Raw genomic sequence first — 25,986 nt, 5'->3', positions numbered from 1 at the left:
ATTAACTTTCATGACATATCTCCCTCGCTTGCTCCGCTGGATTGCGGTTTTGTTGCTTACTACCACAACAATTGGTATCCTTATTGCCATCGGGATATACTTTTACCTAGTCCCCCAACTACCTTCTACCGAGGCTCTCAGGAATGTTCAGCTTCAGGTCCCCCTCCGCGTTTATTCCCAGGAAGGAAAGCTTATTGCTGAATATGGAGAAAAACGCCGCACCCCTTTACCTTTTAAACAGTTTCCAGACTTGCTGGTTAAGGCCGTTCTGGCTGCAGAAGATGACCGTTTCTATGAGCATCCCGGTGTCGACTATCAAGGTATTCTCCGTGCTGCCTTATATCTGATAAAGACCGGCAAAAAAGGCCAAGGCGGCAGCACTATTACTATGCAAGTCGCCCGCAATTTCTTTTTAAGTAGAGAAAAAACCTACTTACGTAAGCTAAATGAAATTCTGTTAGCTCTTCAGATCGAACGAGAACTTAGTAAACAGAACATCATTGAGCTCTATTTAAACAAGATCTATCTAGGCAACCGCGCTTACGGAGTTGCCGCCGCTGCCCAGGTATATTACGGCACGACTCTGGATAAACTTGAGCTGTCACAACTGGCGATGGTGGCGGGCTTACCAAAAGCTCCCTCCCATTACAACCCCCTAGTAAATCCAGAGCGGGCCTTACTGCGAAGGAATTATGTGCTCCGGCGCATGTATGAAGTTGGATACATCGATGATAAAACCTACCAAAATGCGGTGACCCAACCGATTACGGCAAAATTCCACGGATTGCCCGTCGAACTAGATGCCCCCTTTGTGGCAGAAATGGCGCGAAGCCAATTGTTTGAGGAGTACGGCTCCGATATTTATACGGCCGGTTATAATGTTTATACGACTCTCCAGGCTGAGCATCAGGAAGCGGCAAATAACGCCTTGCGCTCCACACTGGTTGCTTATGATCGGCGGCATGGGTTTCGAGGCCCAGAGCAGCATATTGAGCTACCAGAAAGGGCTGACGAGGCGTTCTATCGTCAGGCCCTATTTCAGTACAGAGTAGCCAACAGCTTGGTGCCCGCCCTGGTGCTTGCCACCAAGGAGCAAACGAGCCGGGTCTACACCAAGACTGACGGCGAAATCCTCCTTTCTTGGGAAGGGTTATCTTGGGCTCAACCTTACCAAGGGGTTAACACATTAGGGAAAAAGCCCCAACAAGCCGCAGATATCATTAAGGCAGGGGATCTCATTCGACTAGAAGCGCTCCCTGAGGGGGGATGGCAGTTAGCGCAAATACCCCAAGTAGAGGGTGCCATTATCTCCCTTTCCCCTGACAATGGGGGGATTACCGCCCTCAGTGGGGGCTTTGATTTTTATCGAAGCAAATTTAATCGGGCAACTCAATCTCAACGACAACCCGGGTCGAGTTTCAAGCCATTTCTCTATTCTTCTGCCCTAAATAAGGGCTATACCGCTGCCAGCATTATCAATGATGCACCGATAGTATTAGATGAACCTGGGCTAGAGAGTGTCTGGCGGCCAGAGAACTATAGCGGACGTTTTTACGGCCCAACTCGCCTTAGGGTGGCTTTAATCCATTCCAGAAATCTAGTTTCTGTCCGGTTACTGCGTGCTATTGGCATTGATTATGCCATTGAATATATTCAACGTTTTGGATTTAAACCCGAACAATTGCCTCAGAGTCTATCCCTAGCACTAGGCAGCGGTAGTGCCTCTCCCTTAGAAATGGCACGCGGCTTTGCCGTCTTCGCCAATGGGGGATACCTCATCAAACCCCATTTAATTGAACGAATTGAAAATGCTAATGGGCAAATCATCTTCCAAGCACGCCCACCCCAAGTTTGTCAACACTGCGAAGAGCTGGAGGCAGGACAGGCCCTTGCCCCTAATTTAATATCGGCTCCCTTACAAGATGCAGGACTGATTAGCCAACCTATTCCGGCCCCTCGGGTAATTACTCCGCAAAATGCTTATCTTATCTATAGCATGCTACAAGATGTTATTCGTTATGGTACAGGGCGACGGGCGAAACAACTTGGGCGAAATGATCTAGCAGGTAAAACGGGAACCACCAATGATCAACACGATGCTTGGTTCTCAGGTTTTAACTCCAAACTCGTTGCTGTTTCCTGGGTTGGTTTTGATCAACCAAAGTCGTTAGGAAGCTTCGAAACGGGCGCACGGGCGGCACTTCCAATGTGGATAAACTATATGGATGCCGTGCTAAATGGCAAGCCAGAAAAACCCCTTACTCCCCCCAAGGGCATAGTCACAGTACGTATTGATCCCGAGACTGGATTGCTTGCAGGACCCAATACCCCGAATGCTATTTTTGAGACTTTTCTCACTGAGAATGCTCCGGTCAAGTACGCCACTTCAAGCCGCCAGAACAGTAGCAGCGCGAAAACAGACACGCCTATTACCGAGCAGTTATTTTAAACAAAATTGAATAGTAGTGCTTATGTCTAGAAAAGACCAGCAGATGAGAGAATACATCGCTACAGAGGCGGCTCGGCTTATGGTCGAGCACGGAATCAAAAGCTACTATCAAGCCAAGCGCAAGGCAGCCACTGCTCTAGGAGCCGCAGATACCCGAAATTTGCCCACTAACCAAGAAATAGAGCAGGCTGTAGGGGCTTATTTACGCCTATTTAAATCAAATTCTCAACCGGCCACCTTAGAAAAGCTACGTCAGATGGCTTTAGAAGCAATGGGCTTTTTTAGCCGCTACAACCCGCACCTAGTCGGGTCGGTACTCAGCGGGCTGGCTTCCGAATATTCGGACATCAATCTTCATCTCTTCGCTGATACAGAAGAAGAGGTTGCCTTATTTCTCACAGAAGCTGGGATTCCTTTCCAGCTCAAATCTCGGCAACTATCCTTTTCCTCTAAAGTCCTTCAAAGTTTTCCGGTTTTTCGGTTCATAGCGGGAGAGGTCACCGTGGAACTCACCGTATTTCCCCCTAAAGGTATTCGCCACGCACCACTCAGCCCGATAGATGGAAAACCCATGCGCCGAGCAGGCCGTAAAGAAGTCCAGTCTCTATTGGAGGCAGAAATTCAGCCTATAGGTTAATTTTATTAATTCGGGCAACGCCTGATTCGATAGCTGCCTGGGCAACGGCGGCCGTCACAAACTCTCTCAAACGGGGATCCAGCGGCTTAGGGAGGATATAATCTGGCCCAAAACCAAGATGGTTCTCGCCATAGGCCTCCAGCACTTGCTCAGGAACGGGTTCCTTGGCCAACTCAGCCAATGCCTGAACAGCGGCAATTTTCATGGGATCGTTGATACAACTGGCGCGGACATCCAGGGCAGCACGGAACAGAAAAGGAAAGACCAACACGTTATTCACCTGATTAGGATAGTCAGTGCGCCCTGTGGCCAAGATTAAATCACTCCGAACGGCATGAGCCAAGTTCGGATCAATCTCCGGATCTGGATTGGAGAGAGCAAACACTATAGGCCGCGAAGCCATGGATTTTAGCATCTCTACAGTCAACAGGTCAGGGGCTGCCACGCCAATGAAGATATCCGCCCCGTTTACTGCTTCTGCGAGGGTACGCTTCAGCGTGGAAGAGGCAAAAGGACGGCAATAGGGATGCAGCAGCCGATCCTCTTCAAGAATAACTCCCTGGCGATCAATGAGCAAAATATTTTCCTTGCGTGCGCCTAAGGCAGTCAATAGCCGCAGTGTAGCAATTCCGGCCGCCCCAGCACCGACGCAAGCGATGCGGGCTTCCGGTAAAACCTTCTCCTGCAGTTCCAGGGCATTTTGGAGGGCCGCAGCAATGGTAATCGCCGTACCATGCTGATCATCATGGAGAACAGGGATATCAAGGCGTTCAATCAGTGCTTGCTCAATTTTAAAGCAGTGGGGGGCAGCAATATCCTCCAGATTAATTGCCCCAAAAGTAGGGGCGATACGGGCCACAGTATCCACAAATGCCTCAGGGGACTCCGCTTCCACCTCAATATCGATGGCATCTAATCCGGCAAAAGATTTAAATAGAACCGCTTTGCCCTCCATCACAGGTTTGCTAGCTAAAGGCCCAGCATTTCCCAATCCCAACACCGCACTACCATCGGTAACAACCGCAACCAAATTGCCCTTAGCGGTGTAACGGTAAACCGCTTCAGGATCAGACACGATGGCCCCAACCGGCGCGGCAACTCCAGGACTATAGGCCAAACTAAGTTGCTTCTGGGTCGCGCAAGGCTTAGTGATGCTGATCTCTAATTTTCCAGGTCGCGGTTCCGCATGATAGGCTAGGGCAGTAGCGGTTAAATCCTGTCCTAGTTTTTGTTCTTTCACAGCTTGTCCAGAGGGCGTTTCTAAGTCCGCACTAGAAGATGTCAACTCCTGCTGATTCAACAGATGCATATCAAACCTATGTTGGGTTAATCACAATGCCCTTAAACAAGCCCAGGACTCACCTGCCCCAACGATTAAAGAGCGGAGACCGCAACAGCGGTACTCAACCGTAGGCGCCGTTGGTTCAGGGGAGGGTAATACGGTTGACTGGGATTTTTAATATTATGATTTCAAATTATATTTTTGCCGGAACTTATCGACACGACCTGCCGTATCCAGCAGCTTTTGCTTACCAGTATAAAAGGGATGACAGGCGGAACACACTTCAATATGAAGGTCATGACCCGCTGTGGAGCGGGTAGTAAAACTGTTACCGCAACTGCAAGTCACCGTAATTTCACTGTATCGGGGATGAATATCCTGCTTCATAGGGGTTCTCTAAAGACTTAAAACTTACTTTCAATCGTATTAAGCCACAAAATTTTACCGGGCTACCCTTCCTGCTACAAGTCCTAACTTTAGATGAGGGCTTTTTTGCCGATCAATATCGCTTGATTACGACAACCTCTGGCGAGTATCTTCTGCCATAATTCTATCGACGCCAAAAAGTAGGGCTCAGGATAACAAGGAGAGTAAAGATCTCCAGACGCCCGAGCAACATGGCAAAACACAAAATCCATTTGGAGATGGCATTAATACCCTCGTAATGGGCGCCCACTTGCCCTAAACCGGGACCTAAGTTGTTGAGGCACGCGGTGACTGCAGAAAACGAGGTGATCATATCTAGCCCGGTAGCCAGCAGCAGGAGGTACATGGCACTAAAACAGGCCACGTAGACGGCCATAAAGCCTGCCACTCCTTCTACTACCCGATCCGGTAAACTTTTATTCCCAATTTTGATAGGCACGATGGCACTAGGATGAATCAGGCGCTTGATTTCCCGTGCGCCCTGTTTGTAGAGCAACAAAACCCGGATGACTTTCATGCCGCCACCGGTAGAAACTGCACACCCCCCCATATAACTGGCCATCAGCAACAGAATAGGAAGAAAACCGGGCCAACCGTAATAATCGCTGGTGGTAAATCCGGTAGTGGTACCGATAGAAACCGCATGGAAAATACCATGCTGGAGAGCCGAAAGGGGATTATCAAAATGATGAGTTATCCAAAGATAAGCGGAAGTCAATACCGCTACTCCGGTGAGCACCAGTAAATAGGCGCGAAATTCCTCATCTTCCCAATAATGGCGCGCTGTCAGATGCCGCCAGGCAAGGAAGTGAAGGGAAAAATTGACCCCAGCCAACAACATAAAAAATACAGCGATCATCTCAATCAAGGGGCTATTGAAATACCCCATGCTGGCATCATGGGTAGAAAAGCCACCAATAGCGATAGTTGAAAAACTATGACCAATGGCATCAAAAAGTGTCATGCCCGCTACCCAGTAAGCAGCCGCACAGGCTACCGTCAAGCCCAAATAAATCAACCATAGTGCTTTGGCGGTCTCAGCGATGCGCGGAGTAAGTTTGGTGGTTTTCATTGGGCCTGGAGTTTCTGCCCGGTAAAGCTGCATCCCCCCGATACCCAGCATGGGCAAAATCGCCACGGCCAAAACGACGATGCCCATGCCTCCTAGCCACTGTAATTCTTGACGGTAAAACAATACCGCTTTGGGCAGGTCATCTAGTCCAGTAATCACTGTAGCCCCGGTAGTCGTCAGGCCAGAAACAGACTCGAATACGGCATCGGTAAAGGACAAGCGAGGTTCGGTGGTTAAAAATAGAGGAAGCGCCCCTGAGAGGCTTAACACCACCCAAAACATGACGACCACAACAAATCCGTCCCGCAACCGCAGCTCTCGCTGATAATGACGCACGGGCAACCAGCACAACAGGCCAAGACTTAGAATCAGACCAAAGGCGCTTAAAAACTCCTCCGCTGCACCATCCTGGTAGAATAGAGACACTATCACCGGCGGGAGCATGGCGCTACTGAATAGGGTTAACAATAACCCCAAAATCCTTTGGACAACCACAAGTTGCATAACGCTCCTAGTTCCCTTTGGAGCGCTGAGCGTACCTGCCGATGGCCAACATACACAGGCATAGCCCTAGGGTCGGCCCATTACCCCAGAGGACATAGGGAGTAGCCCCTGCTCGCGGTTGAACACTTCCCGTCAGAACAGTCGCTTGGAACTGGGGGGTGGTGGCTTGCAAAGCTCCTTTGGCATCGATAATGGCTGAAATTCCATTGGTGGTGGCCCGGACTAGATCCCGTCCCGTCTCTAGGGCACGCATGCGAGAAATCTGCAAATGCTGATGAGGAGCCAAAGAATCCCCATACCAGGCATTATTGGTGGCATTCACTAATAAATTCGCCTCGGGCAACGCGGCAATGATTTCTTCTCCAAAGGCATCCTCATAGCAAATGGAGGTGGCCACCGGGTAGCCCGCCGCTTGCAACAACGGTTGCCCCTGAGGCCCGGCACTGAAGGAAGACATGGGTAAATCGAAAAAACGGATGAGCCCCCTTAGATACTCTTCCAAAGGAACATATTCACCAAAAGGAACTAAATGTTGCTTGTAATAGAACCCTTGCCGGGAACCGAGGCTTAACATGCCATTGTAATATTTTCCCGTCTCTTGGTGGAAAATTGGCAAGCCAATGAGCAGATCCGTTTTATGGGCTTGGGCCTCAGCCGCCAGATCAGCCAGGTAACCGTCTGCCACCTGGTGGTAAAATAGTGTAAGGGCACTCTCCGGCCAGACAATCAGATCACTCTCCCAATGCTTGGCCGTCAATCGCCAGTACCGTTCTAAAGTGGACTTTACTTGCTCCGGCTGCCATTTTACCGCCTGGGGAATATTTCCCTGAATCAGGCTTGTTTGCAGTGGCTTGCCCACCGGCATCGTCCAAGGCACGTAGGAAAGCAGCACCGCTGATCCCCACAGGACTCCCAACCCACTGAGGGTAGCGAACCGCCTCCGGCCTGATTCATACCACGCGACCAGGAGTAATCCCGCACTGAGGGCTGCAGCTAAAGAGAGTCCATAGACCCCAAGAATTGGAGCCAGCCCGTGAAGGGGGCTTTCAATTTGGCTATACCCCAAATTTAACCAGGGAAAACCCGTGAGAAACCAGCCCCGAAACCACTCTATCATTACCCAAATTGCCGGCCATACCAAGAGGTATTTGTACCTACTTTCCTGGGGAAACCAGAGGGTAACCAGACCCGCTAATGTGGCCGGGAAAAGGCTCAGGAAGGCCACAAATAATGCCGTCAACAACAAGGCTAAGGGCATACTGGCATAGCCAAAGTCGTGAATGGCCACATAGACCCAGGAGACCCCGGCACCGAACCACCCCAACCCAAACAACCAGCCGCGCCAAAAGGCCCGTTGAATAGATAAATCCCGGCAAGCGGCAAATAACAATGCAGGAACAATAATCGCTAGGAGATAGAGATTATAAGGAGAAAAAGCAAGCGGACCAAGAAGACCCGCTGTCAAGACTAAGGCATCGCCGCTCCATGCCTTTGTCTCCGCAGACACAGAAAAAGATTTTTCCTGCGGCACCTTTTCATAAGATGGATTTTGCTCAGGTGAACGGCCCATACTATCTCCCCTGCCAACCCCCTATTGGCAGCCCCTAATTAAAATAGCCAGCCGCTATCGAGGAATTAGCTGCCTACCTTCGCTGCCGAGCTTTCAATGCTATCGACTTTCGACAAGAGGTGTAATTCTAATAAGTGGATGCGACGGCTATCGGCACGCAGGACTTTAAACTCAAAATCACTAATAGAAATGGCTTCTCCTCGCTCAGGAACTCGCCCAAATCCATTTAGCACCAAACCGCCAATGGTATCGAATTCCTCATCGCTAAAATCAGTCCCAAAGTATTCATTAAAATCTTCAATAGGCGTTAGGGCCTTTATCGTATAATTATCATCCCCGCGGTGAAAGATGAAGGCATCTTCGGCAATATCATGCTCATCTTCAATTTCACCCACAATCTGCTCCAGTACGTCCTCAATGGTCACGAGGCCCGCAGTTCCCCCGTATTCATCCACGACAATAGCCATGTGGTTGCGGCTAGCACGAAATTCCCTTAGCAGCACATTGAGACGCTTGCTTTCTGGAATAAAGACAGCCGGACGCAAAATATCTCGAATATTGAAAGAGCGCGCTTCCCGCTGTCGACAATAAAGAAGCATATCCTTAGCCAGCAGGATACCCACAATGTCATCACGGCTTTCGCCAATCACCGGAAATCGGGAATGGGCCGATCGGGTGATGACCTCCAGGGTTTCTTCCGGTGGCGTATCTCGCTCCACGACCACCATTTGTGAACGGGGCACCATGATATCACGCACCTGCATCTCGCCTACGACTAAGGCACCTTCAATCATACTGAGAATTTCTGGATCAAAGAGACGGCGGTTGGAAGCATTACGTAGAAATTCAACGAGTTGCTCCCGGTCTTGGGGTTCGCCCAGCAGTACCTGCCCCAGGCGCTCTCGCCAAGAGCGGGCTGCTAGACTATGACTAGGTCGGCCTTCGTTCATAAATCCTCTTTATGCACTCTCATAGGGATTGGGATAACCTAATGATCTAAGTATAATAATTTCCATAGCCTCCATCTGCTGCGCTTCCTTCTCTTGCTGGTGGTCAAACCCAAGCAAATGGAGTACTCCATGGACTACTAAGTGAGCCCAATGGGCCTTCTCCTCTTTAGCTTGTTCTCGGGCTTCACGCGCTACGACTGGAGCGCAAATTACCAAATCCCCTAAAAGGGAAATTTTAAAAGGCAGAGGCGCGGGAACCTCAAAGGGAAAAGAAAGGACGTTAGTTGCTCCTTGCTTGCAGCGATACCGCCAATTAAGCTTGGCCACTTCAGCTTCATCCACGACTCGAATGGTCACTTCTCCCTCTTTGGATTGGTTTACCAGTACCGCCTCTACCCAACGCTGGAAATCTACTTGCAAAGGAATACCTATTCTAGCAATAGCATACTGAACCTGGACGGTGATACTCATAGCCCTGCCCCCTTGCCGCGACCAAAACGCTCATAAGCCTGCACGACTCGCTGCACCAATGGATGCCGCACCACATCGCGAGCTTGGAAAAAAGTAAAGCTAATCCCATTGACGTCCTTCAGCACCTCAGTAACATGGCGTAAGCCTGAAGGCTGACCTTTAGGCAAATCAATTTGGGTAACATCCCCTGTCACAACAGCAATGGAGCCGTATCCTAAACGGGTGAGAAACATTTTCATCTGCTCGATAGTCGTATTCTGGGCCTCATCTAAAATGATAAAGGACTCGTTTAACGTCCGACCACGCATGTAAGCTAGAGGTGCCACTTCAATCACATGGCGCTCGATAAGTTTAGCCACTCGCTCAAAGCCCAACATTTCATAAAGAGCGTCGTAGAGGGGGCGAAGATAAGGATCAATCTTCTGAGCTAAATCCCCTGGCAAGAAACCTAGACGCTCACCGGCCTCTACTGCAGGTCGCACCAAAAGCAATCGCCGTACCCGTTCCTTTTCCAAAGCTTCCACCGCACAGGCCACAGCCAGGTAAGTCTTACCCGTCCCCGCCGGACCGATGCCAAAATTAATATCATGGGTGAGAATATTGCGTAAATAACGAATTTGCCGCGGACTACGGCCTTTAATCGTCCCCCGGCGGGTCCGTATCAGGACCTCTTCCTGCTCTTCCAAGAGGGAATATTCCTGGTGCCCCGCCTCTTGCAGGAGAAGATGAACCCGGGCTGGGGTCACCCGGGCTTCATCGGCATCATCATAAAGACGCCTTATCACGTCACCGGCCGCCTGCACCGAAGGGCTGTCACCAAGGACCCGAAAAAGGTTTCCCCGATTGTTGATTTCTACTCCCAAACCTCTCTCTATCTGGCGCAGGTGCTCATCCATCTGCCCACAAAGATTGGCCAGCCGTTCGTTGTCCAGAGGTTCCAGGACAAAATCGTTACTTTCAGGATGATCAGAAGGAGGGTATTCGTTCAAGGGTATGCTAATAGCCCAAACAATAAACTAGGTTCCGAATCCCTTGCACCACCTAGGGCCCAGGATGGAAACGCAGGTTGAACTCAGATACCAAAACAGAAGAAGGGAAACAGAAAAAGCCAGGGTAAGCATATTTCGTTGTGTGCTTATCTACTCAACAATAGCAATAGCTCAATCTATTAAAGTACTTGCTTATTTCAATCCGGATTGACAACACTAGGCTAGGGGAAAACACTACCAAAATAAGCGGCAGCTTGGGCCTTAGCTCTAAGATAGACTGGCGCTTCGCGCCGCCTATCTCCCATTTTATCAGGCACATTGCCTTTCATTGTCAATAACTACACCCCGTAAAGAGTTGGGCAGCGCCTCTGTAATCCTCACATGGACAAATTTACCAATTAGACCTTGGACAGCGGGAAAATTCACTACTCGGTTATTTGCCGTACGCCCCGCTAACATAGCAGGATCCTTCTTTGATGAGCGTTCAACGAGCACCTGCTGCACGGTATCCACCATTCCTTGACTGATAGCCATTTCCGAAGCACATAGACGTTCCTGCAAGATCCCAAGTCGCTCTTTCTTAACTTCCATCGGCACCTGATCCGAAAGGCTCGCTGCTGGCGTCCCTGGTCTTGGACTGTAGATAAAACTAAAGGAATGATCAAACCCCACCTCATCCACTAAGGCTAGCGTAGCCTGGAAATCAGCTTCAGTCTCTCCTGGCAAGCCTATAATAAAATCACTTGAAATGCTGATATCAGGGCGCACTTGGCGTAATTTTCGGAGTTTTGCCTTATACTCTAGCACAGTGTGGCCCCGTTTCATCAAACTGAGAATCCGATCCGAGCCGCTCTGTACCGGTAAGTGTAAATGGCTAACCAGTTCTGGCACTTCAGCAAAGGCCTGGATTAAGCTATCGGAGAACTCTACTGGGTGGGACGTGGTAAAACGGATGCGCTCAATGCCCTCAATAGAAGCTACATAGGTAATCAATAGGGCCAGGTCGGCAACATCACCCTCCCCCATCGGTCCTCGGTAAGCATTGACGTTTTGACCCAACAGGGTCACTTCCCGCACCCCCTGCGTTGCCAGGTCCACGATCTCCGCGATCACATCATCAAGGGGCCGGCTGATCTCTTCGCCACGGGTATAAGGGACGACACAAAAGGAGCAGTATTTACTGCATCCCTCCATCACAGAGACAAAGGCCGTCGGGCCCTCAGCGCGGGGTTCAGGTAATTTGTCGAATTTTTCGATCTCAGGAAAAGAGATGTCAATCACTGGCTGGTGGTTTACGCTGACCTGGGCCAACATTGCGGGGAGCCGGTGTATCGTCTGGGGCCCGAAAACCAGATCCACATAAGGTGCCCGAGTACGTATCGTTTCCCCTTCTTGGCTGGCAACACAGCCACCCACGCCAATAATTAATTCAGGGCGCTCTTGTTTCCATTGGCGCCATCGGCCTAACTGAGAAAAGACTTTTTCTTGGGCTTTCTCCCGAACGGAGCAGGTATTAAGCAATAACACCGCTGCTTGCTCAGGGTCAGAAGTGAGCTCCAACCCATGAGACTGTCTGAGTACATCCGCCATCCTGGTGGAATCATACTCATTCATCTGGCAACCATGGGTCTTAATATAAAGCTTCTTAGTCATGAAAATTCTTACAAATTCCTCCAATCGTCATTCCATACACACATCACAATACTACGCTCTGTCTTGAAGTTCCAGCCCCCTTTTCGACCCCACCCAAAGCCTACTGGGACAATAGCGAACTAGGACACAAACCAATGCCACTTAAGTATCTCAGTAAAAGTTTTGAAGTATTCCTGGAGCGAGCCGGTGGCGTGGAGCCAGGGGACGGGGAAATCCCCGCACCGATTCGCCGGGAGCGAATCGGGACATCCGGAGGAGGCCCCTTAGGGCGCGCGCCAGGGAGGGTGCGCATCCAACCTTTTTTCAGGGAAGAAAAACGGGTTTGCGGAACACCACCAGCTCGCTCCTAAAACACCCCATATTTTATTCATAGGTACTTACTTTACTATAGGCTGATATATTAGAAGCCGTTTTAAAAATATCCTTTAGCGCCGATACGGTGTTGAGGCATGTTTTACGATGCTCCTGTATGAGTGCATACACTGCGCTTCTCAAACGCATCTCGCCTGGTCTCAGCACAAAATCACTATTCCAAAACGGCTTTTTAAAAGACCGCGCTACCTAGGGGAGAAACCATTTCCATGGCAATTAACCACTGGCCTGCCCACGAAAGGCCCCGAGAGAAACTACTCCAACGGGGCCCTAGCGCCTTGTCTGATGCGGAGCTTTTAGCCATCTTTCTCCGTACCGGGGTCACCGGGAAAACTGCCGTCGACCTGGCGCGAGAACTCCTAGAAGATTTCGGCAGCCTACGGGCCTTGCTCGAAGCCGACCTAAACCAGTTCTGCCGTGCCCCAGGACTAGGGTTAGCCAAATATGCGCAATTGCAAGCTTGTCTGGAAATGGGACGGCGGCATCTAGAAGCTACTCTCAAACGGGGAGACGCCCTAACCGACCCGATAACCACACAACGCTATCTTGTGGCACGCTTGCGAGCCTATCCTTTTGAAGTTTTCTCCTGCCTCTTTCTTGACAACCGCCACCGGGTTCTCGCTTTCGAAGAACTATTCCGAGGGACCATCGATGGCGCCAGCGTTCATCCTCGGGAGGTGATTAAACGTGCCCTCGCCCATAATGCTGCGGCCGTCATCCTAGCCCACAACCACCCCTCTGGGGTGGCAGAACCCAGCCGGGCCGATGAGCTGATTACTCAACGGCTCAAGGAGAGTTTGGCGCTGGTGGACATTCGGGTCCTTGATCACATTATTGTGGGAGATGGAGAAACCCTGTCCTTTACCGAGCGAGGCCTCCTCTAACACGGGGGTCCCGTTCCCCCTTGCTTTTTTCCAATAGCTCGCTCAAGGCGAATGAAGCTATAGGGATAAGGGTTTTGGGAATCCGGACCATGATCTTCTCGCCAGACTTCGGTCCAATCAGCAGGATCGAAATCAGGAAACCAGGTATCCCCCCTAAAAGTCCCCCAAATCAAAGTGAGGTAGATGCGATGGGCCTGGGGCAATAATTGCTGGTAAAGAGCAGCCCCGCCAATGACCATTACCTCCTCAGCTTCCCCAGCAGCCTGCAATCCCGCTTCCACCGTAGGGACTACAGTGCATCCCGGCGCTTCATAATGGGGGTTATGGGTCACCACAATATTATGTCGCCCAGGCAAGGGGCGCCCAATGGACTCATGGGTACCACGCCCCATCAGAATAGGTTTACCCATGGTAAGACGACGAAAATATTTGAGATCAGCCGATAAATGCCAAGGCAACCGGCAATTGGCGCCAATTAATCGATGATCGTCCATGGCGACGACGAACGAGATAATCATATTTCTTAACTTATACCGAAACTTCCGCCTTAATATGGGGGTGGCTTTGATAGCCTACCACCTCCAGATCGTCATATTCATACTCAAACAAAGAAGCGGGCTTGCGCTTGATCCGGAGACGAGGCAAGGGAAGCGGCTCCCGGGTGAGTTGCAACTGTGCCAGTTCTAAATGATTCCGATACAGATGAACATCCCCCCCCGTCCAGATAAATTCCCCTACTTCCAAATCACATTGCTGGGCCATTAGATGAGTCAGCAGAGCATAAGAAGCAATATTGAAGGGAACCCCTAGGAAAACATCAGCGCTGCGTTGATAGAGCTGGCAAGACAAACGGCCCTGAGCCACATAGAACTGAAACATGGCATGGCAGGGAGGGAGTGCCATCTCATCCACATTGGAGGGGTTATAGGCCACCACCATATGACGCCGGCTATAGGGATGGTACCGTATCTGCTCTAACACTTTCGAGATCTGGTCTAAGTGCCGCCCATCGGGCAGGGGCCAAGATCGCCATTGATAGCCGTAAATGGGGCCCAGTTCTCCTTGCTCATCGGCCCACTCATCCCAAATCGTCACCCCATGATCGTGGAGATATTTCACATTGGTGTCGCCCCGAAGGAACCACAGTAACTCAATGAAAATAGAACGAACATGAAGCCTTTTGGTGGTGACCAGAGGGAATCCCTGCTGAAGGTCAAACCTCATCTGATGCCCGAAGATGGACCATGTCCCGGTGCCGGTCCGATCATCTCGCTCGACTCCCGTATCGAGTATCTTCTGGATAAGGTCAAGATAAGGTTTCACCGCCAAGATTTCTCAAACCGGTTGGCTCTCAGATAGGCCCACCCCAGCAGGATGACACCGATTAAAATCATGGGCAGGCTTAAAACTTGCCCCATGGTCAGCCAGCCAAAGGCAAGATAGCCCAGATGAGCATCAGGCACGCGCACAAACTCCACGATAAAGCGAAATAGCCCGTAGCAGAGCAGAAATAGGCCCGAAACTGCCATGGTGGGGCGAGGCCGGCTCGAAAAGAACCATAAGATGAGAAAAAGGGCAACGCCCTCTAAGGCCGCCTCGTAAAGCTGCGAGGGATGCCGCGGCAGGTCACCCGCCCGGGGATCAGGAAACACCATCCCCCAAGGCACGTCCGTGACCTTTCCCCACAGCTCACCATTGATGAAATTGCCAATACGACCTGCCCCCAACCCAATAGGCACCAGCGGTGCAACAAAATCTGTCACCTGGAAAAAGCGCTTGCCCACTTTGCGGGCATAGATGGCCATGGCCACTAAAACGCCTAATAACCCCCCGTGAAAAGACATCCCCCCCTGCCAAATCTTAAAGATACGGAGGGGGTCGGCCAAGACATTGTCAAAATCGTAGAAGAGCGCATAGCCGAGCCGACCCCCGAGGATAACCCCAAGGGCCCCATAGAAAATCAGATCATCCACCTGTTCCGGACGCCAACCTGAGGTGGGGCGCTTGGCGCGAAGGCGGCCTAATCCCCAGGCTCCCAAGAAACCGATCAGGTACATGATGCCATACCAGTGAACCTTGAGGGGGCCCAAGGAAAAGGCAACTGGATCAAAATTAGGATAGCTAATCATCATAATCTTTACTCAAGGCTCAAGAAATTCAATCGCCAACCGCTACCTTGGCTTAGAAGTTTAACCCCCAGAGAGAGGATGGCCCCCATTTATAAAATCCAGCAACCTTTTTTGGAGGCGGGACAGGGCTGGCCGGACTACCACCGGGACTTAAGTAGGGAGTGTCATGGTGAAAAATTTAGCCCGTCACTGTTTTTTTCTTTTGTGTTTGACTCTTGCTCCTAGCATCGGATCGGCTGGTTTAAATGCCTTTCCCGATGCGGATGCAAATAATAACAGCAATACCAATAGTAACGATACCCAAGGAAATACCCAAAATTTTAGTAATGACTCAGGTTCTGATGCCAATTCCAGCGGGGCAACCCCGAAAAACACCGATGAAATCGTTGCTGCAACCAAAGCTGAATGTGCCGCCAATCCTGCAAGCTGCGGGGTTACTTTATCCAGTTTTCTAGACGGCACCGGGTTTGGCGAGACCGAACCTAATAACCATGTCATGGGAGCTGACCCCATGGAATTTGGCGTTGAATATGGGGGCCAACTTTATAGCCCAGAGGACCAGGATTGGTTCTACATCACCACCACGGAATCCAATCAAATACTCACCCTTAATTTTAACGTCCCCGGATTAGAAGACATCACGGGGTGGAATATCTCCGTGCGGGATAGTGGCGGTAATGTTTTCTCGGAAGTCTATAGCGGGTTTGACTTCGCGCCAGAAAGCCTATTGCAGACAATCCTATCCCATGCGGGTACCTATTATGTAGTGGTAAAATCCTTAAAGCAGGCCCAGGAAGAGACAAGATCTTCGGACCAAAACGGTGAAGCTGATCTGATCTATGAACACCTGCCCCATGATTACCGCCTAGCCGCATTTCTAGGAAATTCTCAAGTCACTACGGAACCCATTGATGTCAACTTCTTTGATGCGGAAGTGGAACCCAATGATTCCCGTGTCGAGGCCAACCCATTATCTTTCTCTAGTCCATTAGCTTCCAATGTCACTATGGTAGGGTTACTCTCAGGTACCCCAATACCGGGAGTTCCAGCATTTGAATTCGAGAAGGATTGGTTTGTCTATGACACAGCAGGCAATGAAATTCTCAGCGTGGAATTTTGTGCCCGCAATGACTGCCAAGGCAGCGCTTGGCAAGTAACTGTATTTGATGAAAACGAGTTAACTTTGGTTGACATGCGGACTGATATGGAAAAAAGATTTGATCTCGGCATCCGCAATCCAGGCAGATACTTTATACGGATTGGGGTTGCCCCGAGATTAGATGAAGAGGGTGGTAAAGGTAGTGGAATAACTTATGTCTGCGCTATTGATCCTGCTATGCCCCTAAAAGATTGTCCTAGCCCTGATGAGAGGATATTGATTGTTGAACCGCCGTGGCACCAATACAACTTCACGGTCACCAGCACCCAGCTCCCGCCCTTGATGAATGAGGTGGACAACCCCTAATAGGTGCCCGCCCCACAAAACACCAGGGTTTTAACATTTCTGTAGAATTAGGCCGGTAGGATATCCCAAAGCCCATCCTACCGGCCTCCTTACCCTATACCCCCCGGGAACTTTTAGATTAGAATTAGGCATCGTTTTGGCCTGGGCTCTCCATGATTTTGCTCATAGCCCTCTAGCCGCAATTGAAACCACTATCCCTCCTTATTCATAGAGACTTAATAGCAAACTCCCCAACGGGATGATTTAATGGTCACCAAAGCAGAACTCCTTAAACAAGCCACCCACCAAGCGTTAATAGAAGCCAATAAACGCCACTTGGGCAACTCCGCGAAGGAACAACTTCAAACCGAAGCCCAAGCAATTATCGCGGACATTTTTGGCTCCATTCATTGGAAAAACACCGAGAATGACCCAGAAGCTCCCCCAAAAATCCTCACGGCCTGGCACCATCGAACCCTGAATGACCGAGAACCTGACTGGCACAACTTGAGCTTCGCCAAAGAGAAATTGCAACAGGCCGCCGAGCGTTATCTGCAAGCTTCATGGCTCCACTCTCCAGAGCTGGATTGGCTGTTGCTCAACACTTTAGTCTACGGGGATTATCTAACAACGTTAGATACGGTTCGCGCTCGTACTATGCCCTTCAGTCGTTATGAGTCTAAAAAATCAGGGAAAACCAGCTTCAGAGTATTAGCTGAAGTATGGAGAGGGGCTTTATTGATACTCAAAATTACTGCCTGGTTCATCATATTTGCAGCCGTCTCCCCCGCTTCACCCATAGGACCTCTCCTATGGATAGGGATCACTGGTTGGTGGCTATGGCGGAAGTGGGCTATTCGACGGAAAAATAACACTCTTCTGAATTCAATACTCAGCACCTACGGGATGCTCAATGCAACGGAGCAAAATTGGCCTAAAATTCATGAAAAGCTAGAAAAGAGTGAGGAATTAGGGGCGATCTGGAATCCTACCATTTACCCTCTGGTTGAAGAGAGAAGGCGCGCTTACCTTCTTTAGAGAGTTTTTAGTTCCATTGTGAAGGGATGATGCGGCGATGATGAGCCAGTGGGTACCCCAAGCCCTGGAGCCGACCGTCCTGGAACTCTCGCTAGCCGCTGCCGCTTAAGTATCTTAGGTAAAAGTTTTGAGGTATTCCTGGGGCGAGCTGGTGGTGTGGAGCCAAGGGACAGGGAAGTCCCCGCCCCGATTCGCTCCCAGCGAATCGGGACATCCGGAGGAGGCCCCTCAGGGAGGGCGCGCATCAAACCCTTTTTTCAGGGAGGAAAAACAGGTTTGCGGAACACCACCAGTTCAACACCTCATATTTTATTCAAAAGTACTCACCTCCTCTTCTATTTCTATCTCTCATATGCTCAGGATGTTTTAACAGCTTCTAAGGCTTATTGAGAGTGGAGAGGTACTCGAGCATTCACAGGTTGCTCTGGCCGGTTATTAGGATGGTGCATTGCGGCTAGAAAAGCGTTTACCTGCTGCGGAGAGATATGAACCGGCTGTTCGAGGATTACCCACCATACGCCTTCTGTGCAGGGGGGGGTGGTCAGAGATCCATTGTAGAGATAATAGCTCTTATCAGAGGGCAATAGCTCAGCGGCCGAGATATGGGCTTCTACCCGATGGTGCTCGCCCCTTCGCCGAGGCATATCTTCCCAGAGCTTAGCAAGAGCAGGATTGGGCTCTTTTCCCTTGTAGAAGATGGAGATCACGGCTAAGTTGCCCTGCTCATCGGCATGGACCAAATGTCCCTCCATAGGAAATTCCTTTCCTTCCATGTGATGCTCGCTGGGTGCGTGGAAATGGACCTGTTTTAGTTCAAAGGTATGATTCCTCACTACCATGGTATTGCCAGGAGGGAAGGTAATTTGTATAGTATGGCCGTCGTTGATAATTTCGTTGGGTTCATTCGTGTAGTGGAAGCGTAGCGGGGGTAGCTGGGTCTCTGCGGCGGTGGTGCCGGTGATATTAATGGGGGATTGGTTTTTGCCCGATTGGCAAGGGGCGTATTCGGGATTTAGCTCTGCCCAGTGCGTCGGACCCGCATTCCCCACATAGTCCCAAAAAGGGGTATGTCCCGCCGCATAGGCAGTAGAAGTGGCTAATAGACCGCCGGCCAACACAGCATACCATTGTTTTATCATTCCTTTTGCTCCTCTTCAGAGTTAGACTATTTATCCTCGTCTTTACTCATTTAGCTTGTAAATAAAAGCGGATGTTTTAAAGCTCACCAAGACAGAGAAGTCTCCTAGGGAGAACTAAACTTCGTGAACAGAAACCGATTTGCGTTCACCATAAAGACCATAAAAAAAGTATAATGGTTTCTCTCATAACAACATTCAATAATTTTTATGCTTTAGATAAGTTAAAACTTATGGGTATTGCGGCCCTGAGTTAACGCTTATCTGTAGAACCGGCTCCTGGATTGCTTGAGGCTTTGCCCAAGCCTTTGATGATTTGTTTGAGCGACGCCGTCAGCGGGAGGGGTTTTCATCGTTCTCTTGAAGAGTGATTGCTGCCGTCCAAGCGTAACAAGTCGCTGACGGGAGAGGAAAAATAGCCGAAAAATAAGAAATTATACGTAACTAGCGGTAATAGCACCGACTAAACCCTCGCTGACTGAACTGCCGCTAATTTACAGGGAGACCTGATCGCTTTCGCTTAGTAAAAAAAGTCGTCGCCATATGCTCTTTAGGATTGAGCCGATCGCCGCTGGGCTTTGTCAGCCAAAGCCGTCACTGTCAGATAAACTCCAATAAAGAGCACGAACTCCCAGACCAGCCCAACACCTAGGAGCGGGAAAAGTTTGAGAGCGATAAACCCCGTGAAGGCACCGAGAACGCCTGGAACAAAACGAATTACGTTCGACATCTTAGATAGCTTCTTCTGCTATTTGTAGGTGCTCTTAGGTAATTTCTCTTAGGTAATATAGACGGGCGTGTGCGAGTTTCACTAAGGAGTGTGAAGCAACGTGAGGAAAAAAGACAAAAATTACGTAGAAATACCCATTTTAATTACAGGGGCTTTGGGCTTTACTTACTTCCAGTTCTAAATTCATAGCAATAACAAAACCCCTGTTAAACAGAGGCGGTATTAATAAAGGAGGTTGTCATGTCTTTAGCGACTCACCTTGCGATCGCCAATAGCCCCATGGCTGGAGTTGAAAACCACATGGTGCTTTTAACTCCCCCCGCTGTCCTGGATTTCGCCCTATGCCGGGATTTTTGGGAGACCGCGCAACAAGCCCGTGACTCTGAGATGAAAGTCCTCATTGACCTCAGCCAGACCTGCTTGATTCGCGACTCCGGTTATACCTTACTGTGGATGTTGAAAGACAGCCTCAAAAAGGGACCCGCCGACCTCCTGCTTCTCCATTGTCGTCCGCGTTTGAAAAAAATACTGCAGCTACGCGGGTTTGGGCCTCACTTTACCCTCTTGTAACCCTCGAAAGGAGACGTGTCTCGCCCAAGCCCGGCAAAACCAATAGGTTTTTCATGCGTTAGCCTTGGGAGAAAAGGCATGGCCATAGAAGGACTGTTTATTGTTGCAGCGGTGGTAATCGCGCTTTTTTTCCTGGAAAAAGTATTCTCTCTGCGGACCAGGAAAAGCTCTACCCTGCACCGCCTCGCCATCAATATAACCGTCTCTATTACAACCTTTACAGTAGCTTTTTTGCTGATTCAGCCTACTACCGGCTTTTTCCTTGAGTGGACAGCCAGCCACCGCTTCGGACTGATTCCATCCTCTGGGTTAACGGGACTTGCCGCAATTGTTGCCGGATTTCTTCTCTTGGATCTTAGCTTTTACTACTGGCACGTAGCAAATCACAAAATACCTTTACTTTGGCGCTTTCATAATGTTCACCATATTGACCCGGACCTTGACGTTTCCACGGGCTTCCGGTTTCATCCGGGCGAGATCGCCATTTCGACGGGCTTTCGCGCCATCCAAGTACTTGTCATCGGCATTTCCCCTGCAACTCTCGTCTTTTATGACACTATTTTCCAAACTTGCACTTTTTTTCATCACTCCAATCTGCGGATTCCCATCCGATTGGAACGCACGCTTAATCTCTTTCTGGTAACTCCAAGAATGCACGGCATCCACCATTCCTGCTTTCAAGATGAAACCAATTCGAATTATTCAGTCGTTTTTTCCTTTTGGGACAGACTGCACCGGAGTATCGAACTCGGCATACCCCAACGCGAAATCGTTATTGGAATCCCTGCCTACCTGCAAAAGGAAGATAATACCCTAAAGAAGGTGATGATTATGCCCTTCCTGAAACAGCGGGAATACTGGAAAAGCGCTTCGGGCGAATTTAGGCTTTCGAGAGGTGAAGAATCGAAACGGCGAAGGCTACGGCTGAGCGATTAGCCGAGGCTAATAAACTAGCGTTCTGCCTCCATCTGGGCAATGAGATCCTGCACTTTGTGCATTGCCGATAAAACATCGGCCTGTTCTGCTCTACTGGCCTGCTTTCCTTGGGCAAGATTCTCCAGTGCTGCCAGGGAGGAATAGCGAAACCCCACCACAGGCAAGCCGCTCTTTAATTCGTTTAATATCTCTTTTGTGGTCGCATCAGAATCCACTATCGCCGAAACCCCTGCGATCCGGTTGAGTCCCTCAAACCAAAACAGCATCGCCATGTGGTCGCCACCCGCAAGATCCATCAAGCTGAGGTAGTCTCCCTCACCTATCGGCCTGGCCACATTCACTCTATCTACGCCAGTGGATCGAAAGCCGATAGCCATACCATCGTTGATCTGGTAGTAGGTGACCGCATCGCTGTGGCCTAGCCGGTCGGTCGTGACCTGAAACACGATTGTCCACACACCGAGCAGGCGGTTAACTCCACTTCCCAAGGCAAAATTAAATCGCTCTATCGTGCTCCGGTCACCATCAAGGGAGACCGTTGCTGTGGTCTCGCTGTTGAAGGTGATCACTAGGGAGTGGCCACTATCGAAGGATTGGGGGCTGATATAGCTGCACCCCAGACACGGGCCGCCCTCCGATCGCAGCAGCCGCATCGTTACCCGCTCGTTTGGGTCCATCTGCCCAGAACCTGAGTACCATACCGGATGGCCCTCATCGTCATAGACAGAGGTGGCAATAAAGACCATGCCCTCTTGGATCTCGATGTTGTAGCCGCTCCCCGGCTCTTGTGGGTTCCACCACCAACCATTCTCAGGTGTGGCGGCGTTGACAGCATGAGCAAGCAAGGTGAGGGCTAAAGCGATGATGGTTGTTCTCATTGCTTTTCTCTTATGTAGTTTCTTTTGCCTTCACGTAGTCGACCCCATTGGCGTACTGCTTTAATCTATGCTGTAAATCCCCTGTTGATTCAGTGAGCGCTTTGTACTCGGGTTCATCATTTTTGTGATGTTCCTGGTGTCCCATCGGCTTAGCCCTGCAAGTTTGCGGGGGGACCCGTGAACATGGGGAGTGTCCCATGGCCTTCGGTGCAACCCAACCTATTTAGAAGTGTACAGAACTGTCTTAGATAGGGACTTTTCGGATATCTGCAATCCCCCCCTCCCCACGCACGTGAGCGTCCCCGCTTTGTATTCCACCCCAGTGCCCCTATTCCCAGGTACCACCTATGCGAATGCGGCTGGATCCAGGGTATTCCTGTATATCTGTATTTTGTTGCTAAGGGTGGGAATAGAGTATCATGGAGGGGATTAAAGCCATTCGGTATTGCGGCCATGACCCAACGCCTTCCCATCGAACCGTCGCCGGGGTTGCTCGAGGACTTTGCCCACGCCTTTGATGATCTCTTTGAGCGAAGCAGCCAGCGTGAAGGGTTTCGTCGTTATCTTGAAGGATTGCTACTGCCGGCTGAGCGCAACAAGACGCTGACGGCCTTGGCCAATACCGAGCCGGTGGTGGGGGCGACGGCCCCTCCGGCCCAGCGCCTGCAATGGTTTTTATCGGAGTCAAATTGGGAGGTGGAGGCGGTCAATGGTCGTCGACTAGAACTGCTGAAGCAGACGGGGTTGACCGCGCCGACGGTCTGTGGGGTGTTGGCCATCGATGAGACGGGCGATCGCAAGTGGGGCGCAAAAACGGCTCATGTGGGGAGGCAGTATCTGGGTTCGCTAGGCAAAGTCGATAATGGGGTGGTGACGGTGCACGCGCTATGGGCCGATGAACGGCTGTATGTGCCGCTGGAGTTGGAACCTTACACCCCGGCGCACTGGTTTGGACAGGGCCAGCAGGATGCAGCCTTTCGCACTAAGCCGGCGATGGCATTGGAACGGGTGGATCGGGTCCTCGCCCAGGGCTGGCCGTTTCGGGCGGTGGTAGCCGATGCGTTCTACGGGAGCCATAAAAACTTTCGAGCCGGACTCAAAGCGCGTGGGGTGGGCTATGTTCTGGCATTAGGGCCAGAACATAACTGGTGGCATTCTCCGGGACAGATCGGTTCGGTGAGGGAAGCGGCCCAGGCCACGCCCTGGAAGGCGGATCGGCCAGGACGCTGGCAAGCGCTGACCAGGCGTTTTCGCGACGGCAGTGAGCAGTGCTGGTGGGCGCTGGAGGCCACAGCCGGTCCGTTTGGCCCGGATCAACCTCAACGCCTGATCGTGACCACCACTGACCCGGCCACCCTGCCGCAGGCCGAGACCTGGTATCTAGTGAGCAATTTGCCGGCACCGGGTAGCGCCCTGGAAAAGGGGGGCCTCCAAGCGGCCACGCTCGCTGAGGTGGTTCGCCTCTATGGGTTGAGGGTGTGGATTGAGCAAACATACAAGCAGGTGAAAAACACCCTCGGTTGGGCTGAGTACCAGGTGCGCTCAGATCTTGCCATGCGCCGCCATTGGGCGCTGGTGTGCTGTGCCTTGAGCTTCTGCTGGTGGGCGTTGGCCCAAACCCCTTTGGAGAAAGCGACCGAAGGGGGACCCCCGGCGGCCGCGATCGCCCAATCACCCTCAAACCTTGCGCCGGTAGTGGAAAAAAAAATCCGCCGATCCCGCGGCCCTGCCCCGCCCCACGGTCAGCTGGCCCGTCGCTCTGCGCCGGGTTCGGGCGTGGCTAGAACCCTTCATGATGTTACGCCGGTATTGGCAGGCGTGGTCCAACAGGCCCCCACCCGCTGCTTTGCAGCGGCTGCTTGATCAACTCCAAGCAGGGGAAGGTATCAATATTTATGTCCAGTAACAACAAAGTACAGATATAGCACTTCCCGTTTTCATTAGGCACAATGTTAAAATAGCTTGTTTTCTTCAACCCGATTGAAGGGGTTTAACGACGATGCCTGCACCGTATTCATTGGATTTACGCCAAAAAGTCATTGAAGCCTATGCGAACAAAGAGGGTTCAATCCGTCAGCTGGCGACACGATTTAAACTGTCGAAGAACACGGTCAGTGGTTTTTTGAGGCGCTTTCGGGAGACGGGGACGGTCCATCCCAAGCGCCGGGAAGGAGTGGGGCATCCGGCAAAAATTGATGAGCCGAGGGCCCAGTATTTGACCGAGGTGTTGCAGTGCGAACCCGATTTAACGCTCCAGGAATTGTGCCAGCGATTTGAAGCCCGCTTTGGTGAAACGATTAGCACCTCGGCGATGGACCGAGGGCTGAAAAAGCACCGGATCACGCGAAAAAAAAACGGTCTACGATCCCCAAAAACACACCCCCCGGGTCCAACAACGCTGGCTTGAGTATGGGATCAAAGTGAGCCTGTGTTCCCCCGAAGACTTCATTGTGCTCGATGAAACCGGAGCGGTGTTGAATCTGACCCCGGTGTATGGCCGGGCCCCTCAAGGGCAAAGAGCCTATGGAGAAAAACCAACGACCCAAGGCGAGCGCATCAGCACCATCGGCGCTCTGTCCAGAGACGGAGTACTGCCAGCGATGTGTTTTGAAGGCACACTCAATGGCCCCGTTTTCCTTTATTATGTCGAACATTTCCTCTGGCCTCACCTCCAGGAAGGGAAAGTGGTCATTTTAGATAATGCCGCCGCTCATCGATATGAAGAGGCTATCGAGAAGATCGAGCAGACCGGCGCCAAGGTGGTCTTTCTACCCCCCTATCATCCTGAGCTCAATCCTATTGAATACGCCTGGTCCAAGCTAAAACATGTCCTAAAGAAAAAAGCGGCCCGGACAAAAGAGCAGCTTTATCAAGCCCTCAGCGAAGCGCTTACGCTGATTTCCCCTCAAAACTGTCAAGCCTACTTTAAGCATTGTGGACTCTGTCCCTAACTTAAATGAGAACCGCTATAGGACTCCAATGAGTAGAAGAATAAAATGAAAGCTTCACCTGCATTTTCTTAACCCGCACCCCCAGGGCTAACGCATGAAATCGCAGAATAGTGATCTGAATCTTACTCCTCTGTGTGTGAAGAGCTCTCACCGTGATCGACCAGCTGATTTCGTGCGCTGTAAGCGCATCTCTTGCTTGCTATCGATCAAACACTTATTTGCACCAGTCATAAGCCACCTAAGTGGGGGTTCAGATCAGTGAATTTTTGACCTAGCTTTCATGTTTATGAAATAGGGTTGGAGTAATTGTGACAAAGCATAAAGAGGAGGTAATCCTATGAATTTTCTAAATAGCTGGCGGAATAATGTTTTGCAGCCTAGACGTCAATTCCTGGATAGGTCTACCTTGTTTTTGCTAGGAATGCTCCTGCTTTCCCAACCAATTTTAGCGAAAGAGTGGGAGTTTGATATTCCCATCACTGAAGTAAGCATTTTTTCTTCCGAGCGGCAGTTTCAGAGCTCGTTTATCCATGTTAGTAAGGGCGACAAAGTCATTGTTCATATAAAAAACAACAGCCCTTTTAACTATGCCATCCAGTGGCATGGTATCCATCAAACGGATAATGGGCCCAATGAGGCCCTATTAGGAACAGCAAAAAGGCTCTTGTCTGTACATAAAAATATCGAAGCAGGCAAGAGTTTTACTTACCGCTGGAAAGCGGAAAAAACAGGTACGTTTTGGTACCACTATCATTTCAATACCAGTTAATAGGTAGGGATGGGCACGAGCTGCAGAACGCTTTTTGTCTTATCTGGTTAACAAAAAAAGAAGTGGGGAACGGTTAAGGTCCCCTTCTTCTTCATTGATTCTTTGCTTTAAGTATTGGTCTGTAAGGATTTGAACGAAATTGGAAA

Annotated in this window: 25 protein-coding genes and 1 pseudogene; 12 read left to right on the top strand and 14 right to left on the bottom strand. The window is 50.5% G+C overall.

From position 1 onward, the window contains the following. The first annotated feature begins 10 nt into the window (after positions 1 to 10). Both E3U44_RS04595 and E3U44_RS04590 read left to right on the top strand, forming a co-directional pair. On the top strand, positions 11 to 2,449 hold the full coding sequence (locus E3U44_RS04595) for a penicillin-binding protein 1A (protein ID WP_134356879.1): 2,439 nt from the start codon (positions 11 to 13) through the stop codon (positions 2,447 to 2,449). A 22-nt stretch (positions 2,450 to 2,471) separates the two neighbouring features. Then, the gene (locus E3U44_RS04590; RefSeq protein WP_134356878.1) at positions 2,472 to 3,086 is read left to right on the top strand and encodes a hypothetical protein; all 615 of its coding nucleotides are present in this window, start codon (positions 2,472 to 2,474) and stop codon (positions 3,084 to 3,086) included. Here E3U44_RS04590 and E3U44_RS04585 read toward each other — a convergent pair. The 8 genes from E3U44_RS04585 to miaB form a co-directional block, all read right to left on the bottom strand. Beyond that, positions 3,076 to 4,395, bottom strand: coding sequence for a malic enzyme-like NAD(P)-binding protein (locus E3U44_RS04585; protein WP_134356877.1), 1,320 nt, complete (start codon positions 4,393 to 4,395; stop codon positions 3,076 to 3,078). The genes E3U44_RS04590 and E3U44_RS04585 overlap by 11 nt on opposite strands. A 153-nt stretch (positions 4,396 to 4,548) precedes the next feature. Next, positions 4,549 to 4,755 (bottom strand): 50S ribosomal protein L31, encoded by a 207-nt coding sequence (gene rpmE / locus E3U44_RS04580; RefSeq protein WP_134356876.1) that lies wholly within the window; start codon positions 4,753 to 4,755, stop codon positions 4,549 to 4,551. A 163-nt stretch (positions 4,756 to 4,918) separates the two neighbouring features. Further along, positions 4,919 to 6,370 carry a TrkH family potassium uptake protein gene (locus E3U44_RS04575; RefSeq protein WP_134356875.1) on the bottom strand — a complete coding sequence of 484 codons (1,452 nt, stop codon included), beginning with the start codon at positions 6,368 to 6,370 and terminating at the stop codon, positions 4,919 to 4,921. A gap of 7 nt (positions 6,371 to 6,377) precedes the next feature. Then, positions 6,378 to 7,940: an apolipoprotein N-acyltransferase gene (lnt, locus tag E3U44_RS04570; RefSeq protein WP_134356874.1), complete on the bottom strand. Its 1,563-nt coding sequence runs from the start codon at positions 7,938 to 7,940 to the stop codon at positions 6,378 to 6,380. 65 nt (positions 7,941 to 8,005) lie between these two features. Then, complete coding sequence (locus tag E3U44_RS04565; protein WP_134356873.1) at positions 8,006 to 8,890, bottom strand: HlyC/CorC family transporter; 885 nt, start codon at positions 8,888 to 8,890, stop codon at positions 8,006 to 8,008. 9 nt (positions 8,891 to 8,899) lie between these two features. Next, positions 8,900 to 9,361 (bottom strand): rRNA maturation RNase YbeY, encoded by a 462-nt coding sequence (gene ybeY, locus E3U44_RS04560; RefSeq protein ID WP_134356872.1) that lies wholly within the window; start codon positions 9,359 to 9,361, stop codon positions 8,900 to 8,902. Beyond that, complete coding sequence (locus E3U44_RS04555) at positions 9,358 to 10,350, bottom strand: PhoH family protein (protein ID WP_134356871.1); 993 nt, start codon at positions 10,348 to 10,350, stop codon at positions 9,358 to 9,360. Before E3U44_RS04555 ends, ybeY begins: the two co-directional genes overlap by 4 nt. Positions 10,351 to 10,659: 309 nt before the next feature. After that, positions 10,660 to 12,003: a tRNA (N6-isopentenyl adenosine(37)-C2)-methylthiotransferase MiaB gene (miaB, locus tag E3U44_RS04550; protein WP_134356870.1), complete on the bottom strand. Its 1,344-nt coding sequence runs from the start codon at positions 12,001 to 12,003 to the stop codon at positions 10,660 to 10,662. 134 nt (positions 12,004 to 12,137) lie between these two features. On the opposite strand from miaB, the gene E3U44_RS04545 reads away from it, so the two are divergent. Beyond that, a complete protein-coding gene (locus E3U44_RS04545; protein WP_134356869.1) occupies positions 12,138 to 12,353 on the top strand; it encodes a hypothetical protein in 216 nt (71 codons plus the stop codon). 231 nt (positions 12,354 to 12,584) lie between these two features. After that, entirely contained in the window at positions 12,585 to 13,259 is a 675-nt protein-coding gene (gene radC / locus E3U44_RS04540; protein ID WP_134356868.1) for a RadC family protein, read from the top strand. Here radC and folA read toward each other — a convergent pair. From folA to lgt, 3 genes are read right to left on the bottom strand one after another with little or no spacing between them, the layout of a single operon-like run. Next, positions 13,256 to 13,777 (bottom strand): type 3 dihydrofolate reductase, encoded by a 522-nt coding sequence (gene folA, locus E3U44_RS04535; protein WP_134356867.1) that lies wholly within the window; start codon positions 13,775 to 13,777, stop codon positions 13,256 to 13,258. The genes radC and folA overlap by 4 nt on opposite strands. 10 nt (positions 13,778 to 13,787) lie before the next feature. Further along, positions 13,788 to 14,582, bottom strand: a complete 795-nt coding sequence (locus E3U44_RS04530; RefSeq protein ID WP_134356866.1) for a thymidylate synthase — start codon at positions 14,580 to 14,582, stop codon at positions 13,788 to 13,790. Further along, entirely contained in the window at positions 14,579 to 15,391 is an 813-nt protein-coding gene (lgt, locus tag E3U44_RS04525) for a prolipoprotein diacylglyceryl transferase (protein WP_206054887.1), read from the bottom strand. The genes E3U44_RS04530 and lgt overlap by 4 nt, the downstream gene beginning before the upstream one ends. A gap of 163 nt (positions 15,392 to 15,554) precedes the next feature. On the opposite strand from lgt, the gene E3U44_RS04520 reads away from it, so the two are divergent. Next, complete coding sequence (locus E3U44_RS04520) at positions 15,555 to 16,853, top strand: hypothetical protein (protein ID WP_206054886.1); 1,299 nt, start codon at positions 15,555 to 15,557, stop codon at positions 16,851 to 16,853. 246 nt (positions 16,854 to 17,099) lie between these two features. Then, positions 17,100 to 17,870 carry a hypothetical protein gene (locus E3U44_RS04515; protein ID WP_134356865.1) on the top strand — a complete coding sequence of 257 codons (771 nt, stop codon included), beginning with the start codon at positions 17,100 to 17,102 and terminating at the stop codon, positions 17,868 to 17,870. A 383-nt stretch (positions 17,871 to 18,253) separates the two neighbouring features. On the opposite strand, the gene E3U44_RS04510 is transcribed toward E3U44_RS04515, so the two are convergent. Together E3U44_RS04510 and E3U44_RS04505 are read right to left on the bottom strand one after the other, a co-directional pair. Further along, positions 18,254 to 19,009, bottom strand: coding sequence for a carbonic anhydrase (locus E3U44_RS04510; RefSeq protein ID WP_134356864.1), 756 nt, complete (start codon positions 19,007 to 19,009; stop codon positions 18,254 to 18,256). Positions 19,010 to 19,556: 547 nt separating this feature from the next. Beyond that, a complete protein-coding gene (locus tag E3U44_RS04505) occupies positions 19,557 to 19,736 on the bottom strand; it encodes a hypothetical protein (protein ID WP_134356863.1) in 180 nt (59 codons plus the stop codon). Between the two features lie 240 nt (positions 19,737 to 19,976). Between E3U44_RS04505 and E3U44_RS04500 the strand changes: the two genes are divergently transcribed. Together E3U44_RS04500 and E3U44_RS04495 are read left to right on the top strand one after the other, a co-directional pair. Then, a complete protein-coding gene (locus E3U44_RS04500) occupies positions 19,977 to 20,306 on the top strand; it encodes an STAS domain-containing protein (protein WP_134356862.1) in 330 nt (109 codons plus the stop codon). Between the two features lie 78 nt (positions 20,307 to 20,384). Further along, the gene (locus E3U44_RS04495; RefSeq protein WP_206054885.1) at positions 20,385 to 21,242 is read left to right on the top strand and encodes a sterol desaturase family protein; all 858 of its coding nucleotides are present in this window, start codon (positions 20,385 to 20,387) and stop codon (positions 21,240 to 21,242) included. A 14-nt stretch (positions 21,243 to 21,256) separates the two neighbouring features. Here the strand turns inward: E3U44_RS04495 and E3U44_RS04490 are convergent, their stop codons facing one another. Beyond that, the gene (locus E3U44_RS04490; RefSeq protein WP_134356861.1) at positions 21,257 to 22,120 is read right to left on the bottom strand and encodes a hypothetical protein; all 864 of its coding nucleotides are present in this window, start codon (positions 22,118 to 22,120) and stop codon (positions 21,257 to 21,259) included. A 453-nt stretch (positions 22,121 to 22,573) separates the two neighbouring features. Here E3U44_RS04490 and E3U44_RS04485 point away from each other — a divergent pair, with 453 nt between their 5' ends. From E3U44_RS04485 to E3U44_RS04470, 4 genes and pseudogenes are all read left to right on the top strand, one after another. Further along, positions 22,574 to 23,983: an IS701 family transposase gene (locus E3U44_RS04485; protein ID WP_206054884.1), complete on the top strand. Its 1,410-nt coding sequence runs from the start codon at positions 22,574 to 22,576 to the stop codon at positions 23,981 to 23,983. A gap of 136 nt (positions 23,984 to 24,119) precedes the next feature. Next, positions 24,120 to 24,527: a helix-turn-helix domain-containing protein gene (locus tag E3U44_RS04480; protein WP_134356860.1), complete on the top strand. Its 408-nt coding sequence runs from the start codon at positions 24,120 to 24,122 to the stop codon at positions 24,525 to 24,527. 1 nt (position 24,528) lies between these two features. Next, positions 24,529 to 25,071, top strand: a pseudogene (locus tag E3U44_RS04475) (IS630 family transposase); the annotation flags it as partial. A gap of 337 nt (positions 25,072 to 25,408) precedes the next feature. After that, on the top strand, positions 25,409 to 25,840 hold the full coding sequence (locus E3U44_RS04470) for a multicopper oxidase domain-containing protein (protein WP_134356858.1): 432 nt from the start codon (positions 25,409 to 25,411) through the stop codon (positions 25,838 to 25,840). Positions 25,841 to 25,986: the final 146 nt, after the last annotated feature.

The organism is Nitrosococcus wardiae (assembly GCF_004421105.1).
GTDB lineage: Bacteria > Pseudomonadota > Gammaproteobacteria > Nitrosococcales > Nitrosococcaceae > Nitrosococcus > Nitrosococcus wardiae.
Note: the sequence above shows the minus strand (reverse complement) of the source record. Positions and strands in the feature narration are given on the sequence as shown.

Coding starts and splice junctions, on each gene's coding strand:
- E3U44_RS04595 (WP_134356879.1), top strand. CDS start 11: ATGACATATCTCCCTCGCTTGCTCCGCTGGATTGCGGTTTTGTTGCTT.
- E3U44_RS04590 (WP_134356878.1), top strand. CDS start 2,472: ATGTCTAGAAAAGACCAGCAGATGAGAGAATACATCGCTACAGAGGCG.
- E3U44_RS04585 (WP_134356877.1), bottom strand. CDS start 4,395: ATGCATCTGTTGAATCAGCAGGAGTTGACATCTTCTAGTGCGGACTTA.
- rpmE (WP_134356876.1), bottom strand. CDS start 4,755: ATGAAGCAGGATATTCATCCCCGATACAGTGAAATTACGGTGACTTGC.
- E3U44_RS04575 (WP_134356875.1), bottom strand. CDS start 6,370: ATGCAACTTGTGGTTGTCCAAAGGATTTTGGGGTTATTGTTAACCCTA.
- lnt (WP_134356874.1), bottom strand. CDS start 7,940: ATGGGCCGTTCACCTGAGCAAAATCCATCTTATGAAAAGGTGCCGCAG.
- E3U44_RS04565 (WP_134356873.1), bottom strand. CDS start 8,890: ATGAACGAAGGCCGACCTAGTCATAGTCTAGCAGCCCGCTCTTGGCGA.
- ybeY (WP_134356872.1), bottom strand. CDS start 9,361: ATGAGTATCACCGTCCAGGTTCAGTATGCTATTGCTAGAATAGGTATT.
- miaB (WP_134356870.1), bottom strand. CDS start 12,003: ATGACTAAGAAGCTTTATATTAAGACCCATGGTTGCCAGATGAATGAG.
- E3U44_RS04545 (WP_134356869.1), top strand. CDS start 12,138: ATGCCACTTAAGTATCTCAGTAAAAGTTTTGAAGTATTCCTGGAGCGA.
- radC (WP_134356868.1), top strand. CDS start 12,585: ATGGCAATTAACCACTGGCCTGCCCACGAAAGGCCCCGAGAGAAACTA.
- folA (WP_134356867.1), bottom strand. CDS start 13,777: ATGATTATCTCGTTCGTCGTCGCCATGGACGATCATCGATTAATTGGC.
- lgt (WP_206054887.1), bottom strand. CDS start 15,391: ATGATGATTAGCTATCCTAATTTTGATCCAGTTGCCTTTTCCTTGGGC.
- E3U44_RS04520 (WP_206054886.1), top strand. CDS start 15,555: ATGGTGAAAAATTTAGCCCGTCACTGTTTTTTTCTTTTGTGTTTGACT.
- E3U44_RS04515 (WP_134356865.1), top strand. CDS start 17,100: ATGGTCACCAAAGCAGAACTCCTTAAACAAGCCACCCACCAAGCGTTA.
- E3U44_RS04510 (WP_134356864.1), bottom strand. CDS start 19,009: ATGATAAAACAATGGTATGCTGTGTTGGCCGGCGGTCTATTAGCCACT.
- E3U44_RS04505 (WP_134356863.1), bottom strand. CDS start 19,736: ATGTCGAACGTAATTCGTTTTGTTCCAGGCGTTCTCGGTGCCTTCACG.
- E3U44_RS04500 (WP_134356862.1), top strand. CDS start 19,977: ATGTCTTTAGCGACTCACCTTGCGATCGCCAATAGCCCCATGGCTGGA.
- E3U44_RS04495 (WP_206054885.1), top strand. CDS start 20,385: ATGGCCATAGAAGGACTGTTTATTGTTGCAGCGGTGGTAATCGCGCTT.
- E3U44_RS04490 (WP_134356861.1), bottom strand. CDS start 22,120: ATGAGAACAACCATCATCGCTTTAGCCCTCACCTTGCTTGCTCATGCT.
- E3U44_RS04485 (WP_206054884.1), top strand. CDS start 22,574: ATGACCCAACGCCTTCCCATCGAACCGTCGCCGGGGTTGCTCGAGGAC.
- E3U44_RS04480 (WP_134356860.1), top strand. CDS start 24,120: ATGCCTGCACCGTATTCATTGGATTTACGCCAAAAAGTCATTGAAGCC.
- E3U44_RS04470 (WP_134356858.1), top strand. CDS start 25,409: ATGAATTTTCTAAATAGCTGGCGGAATAATGTTTTGCAGCCTAGACGT.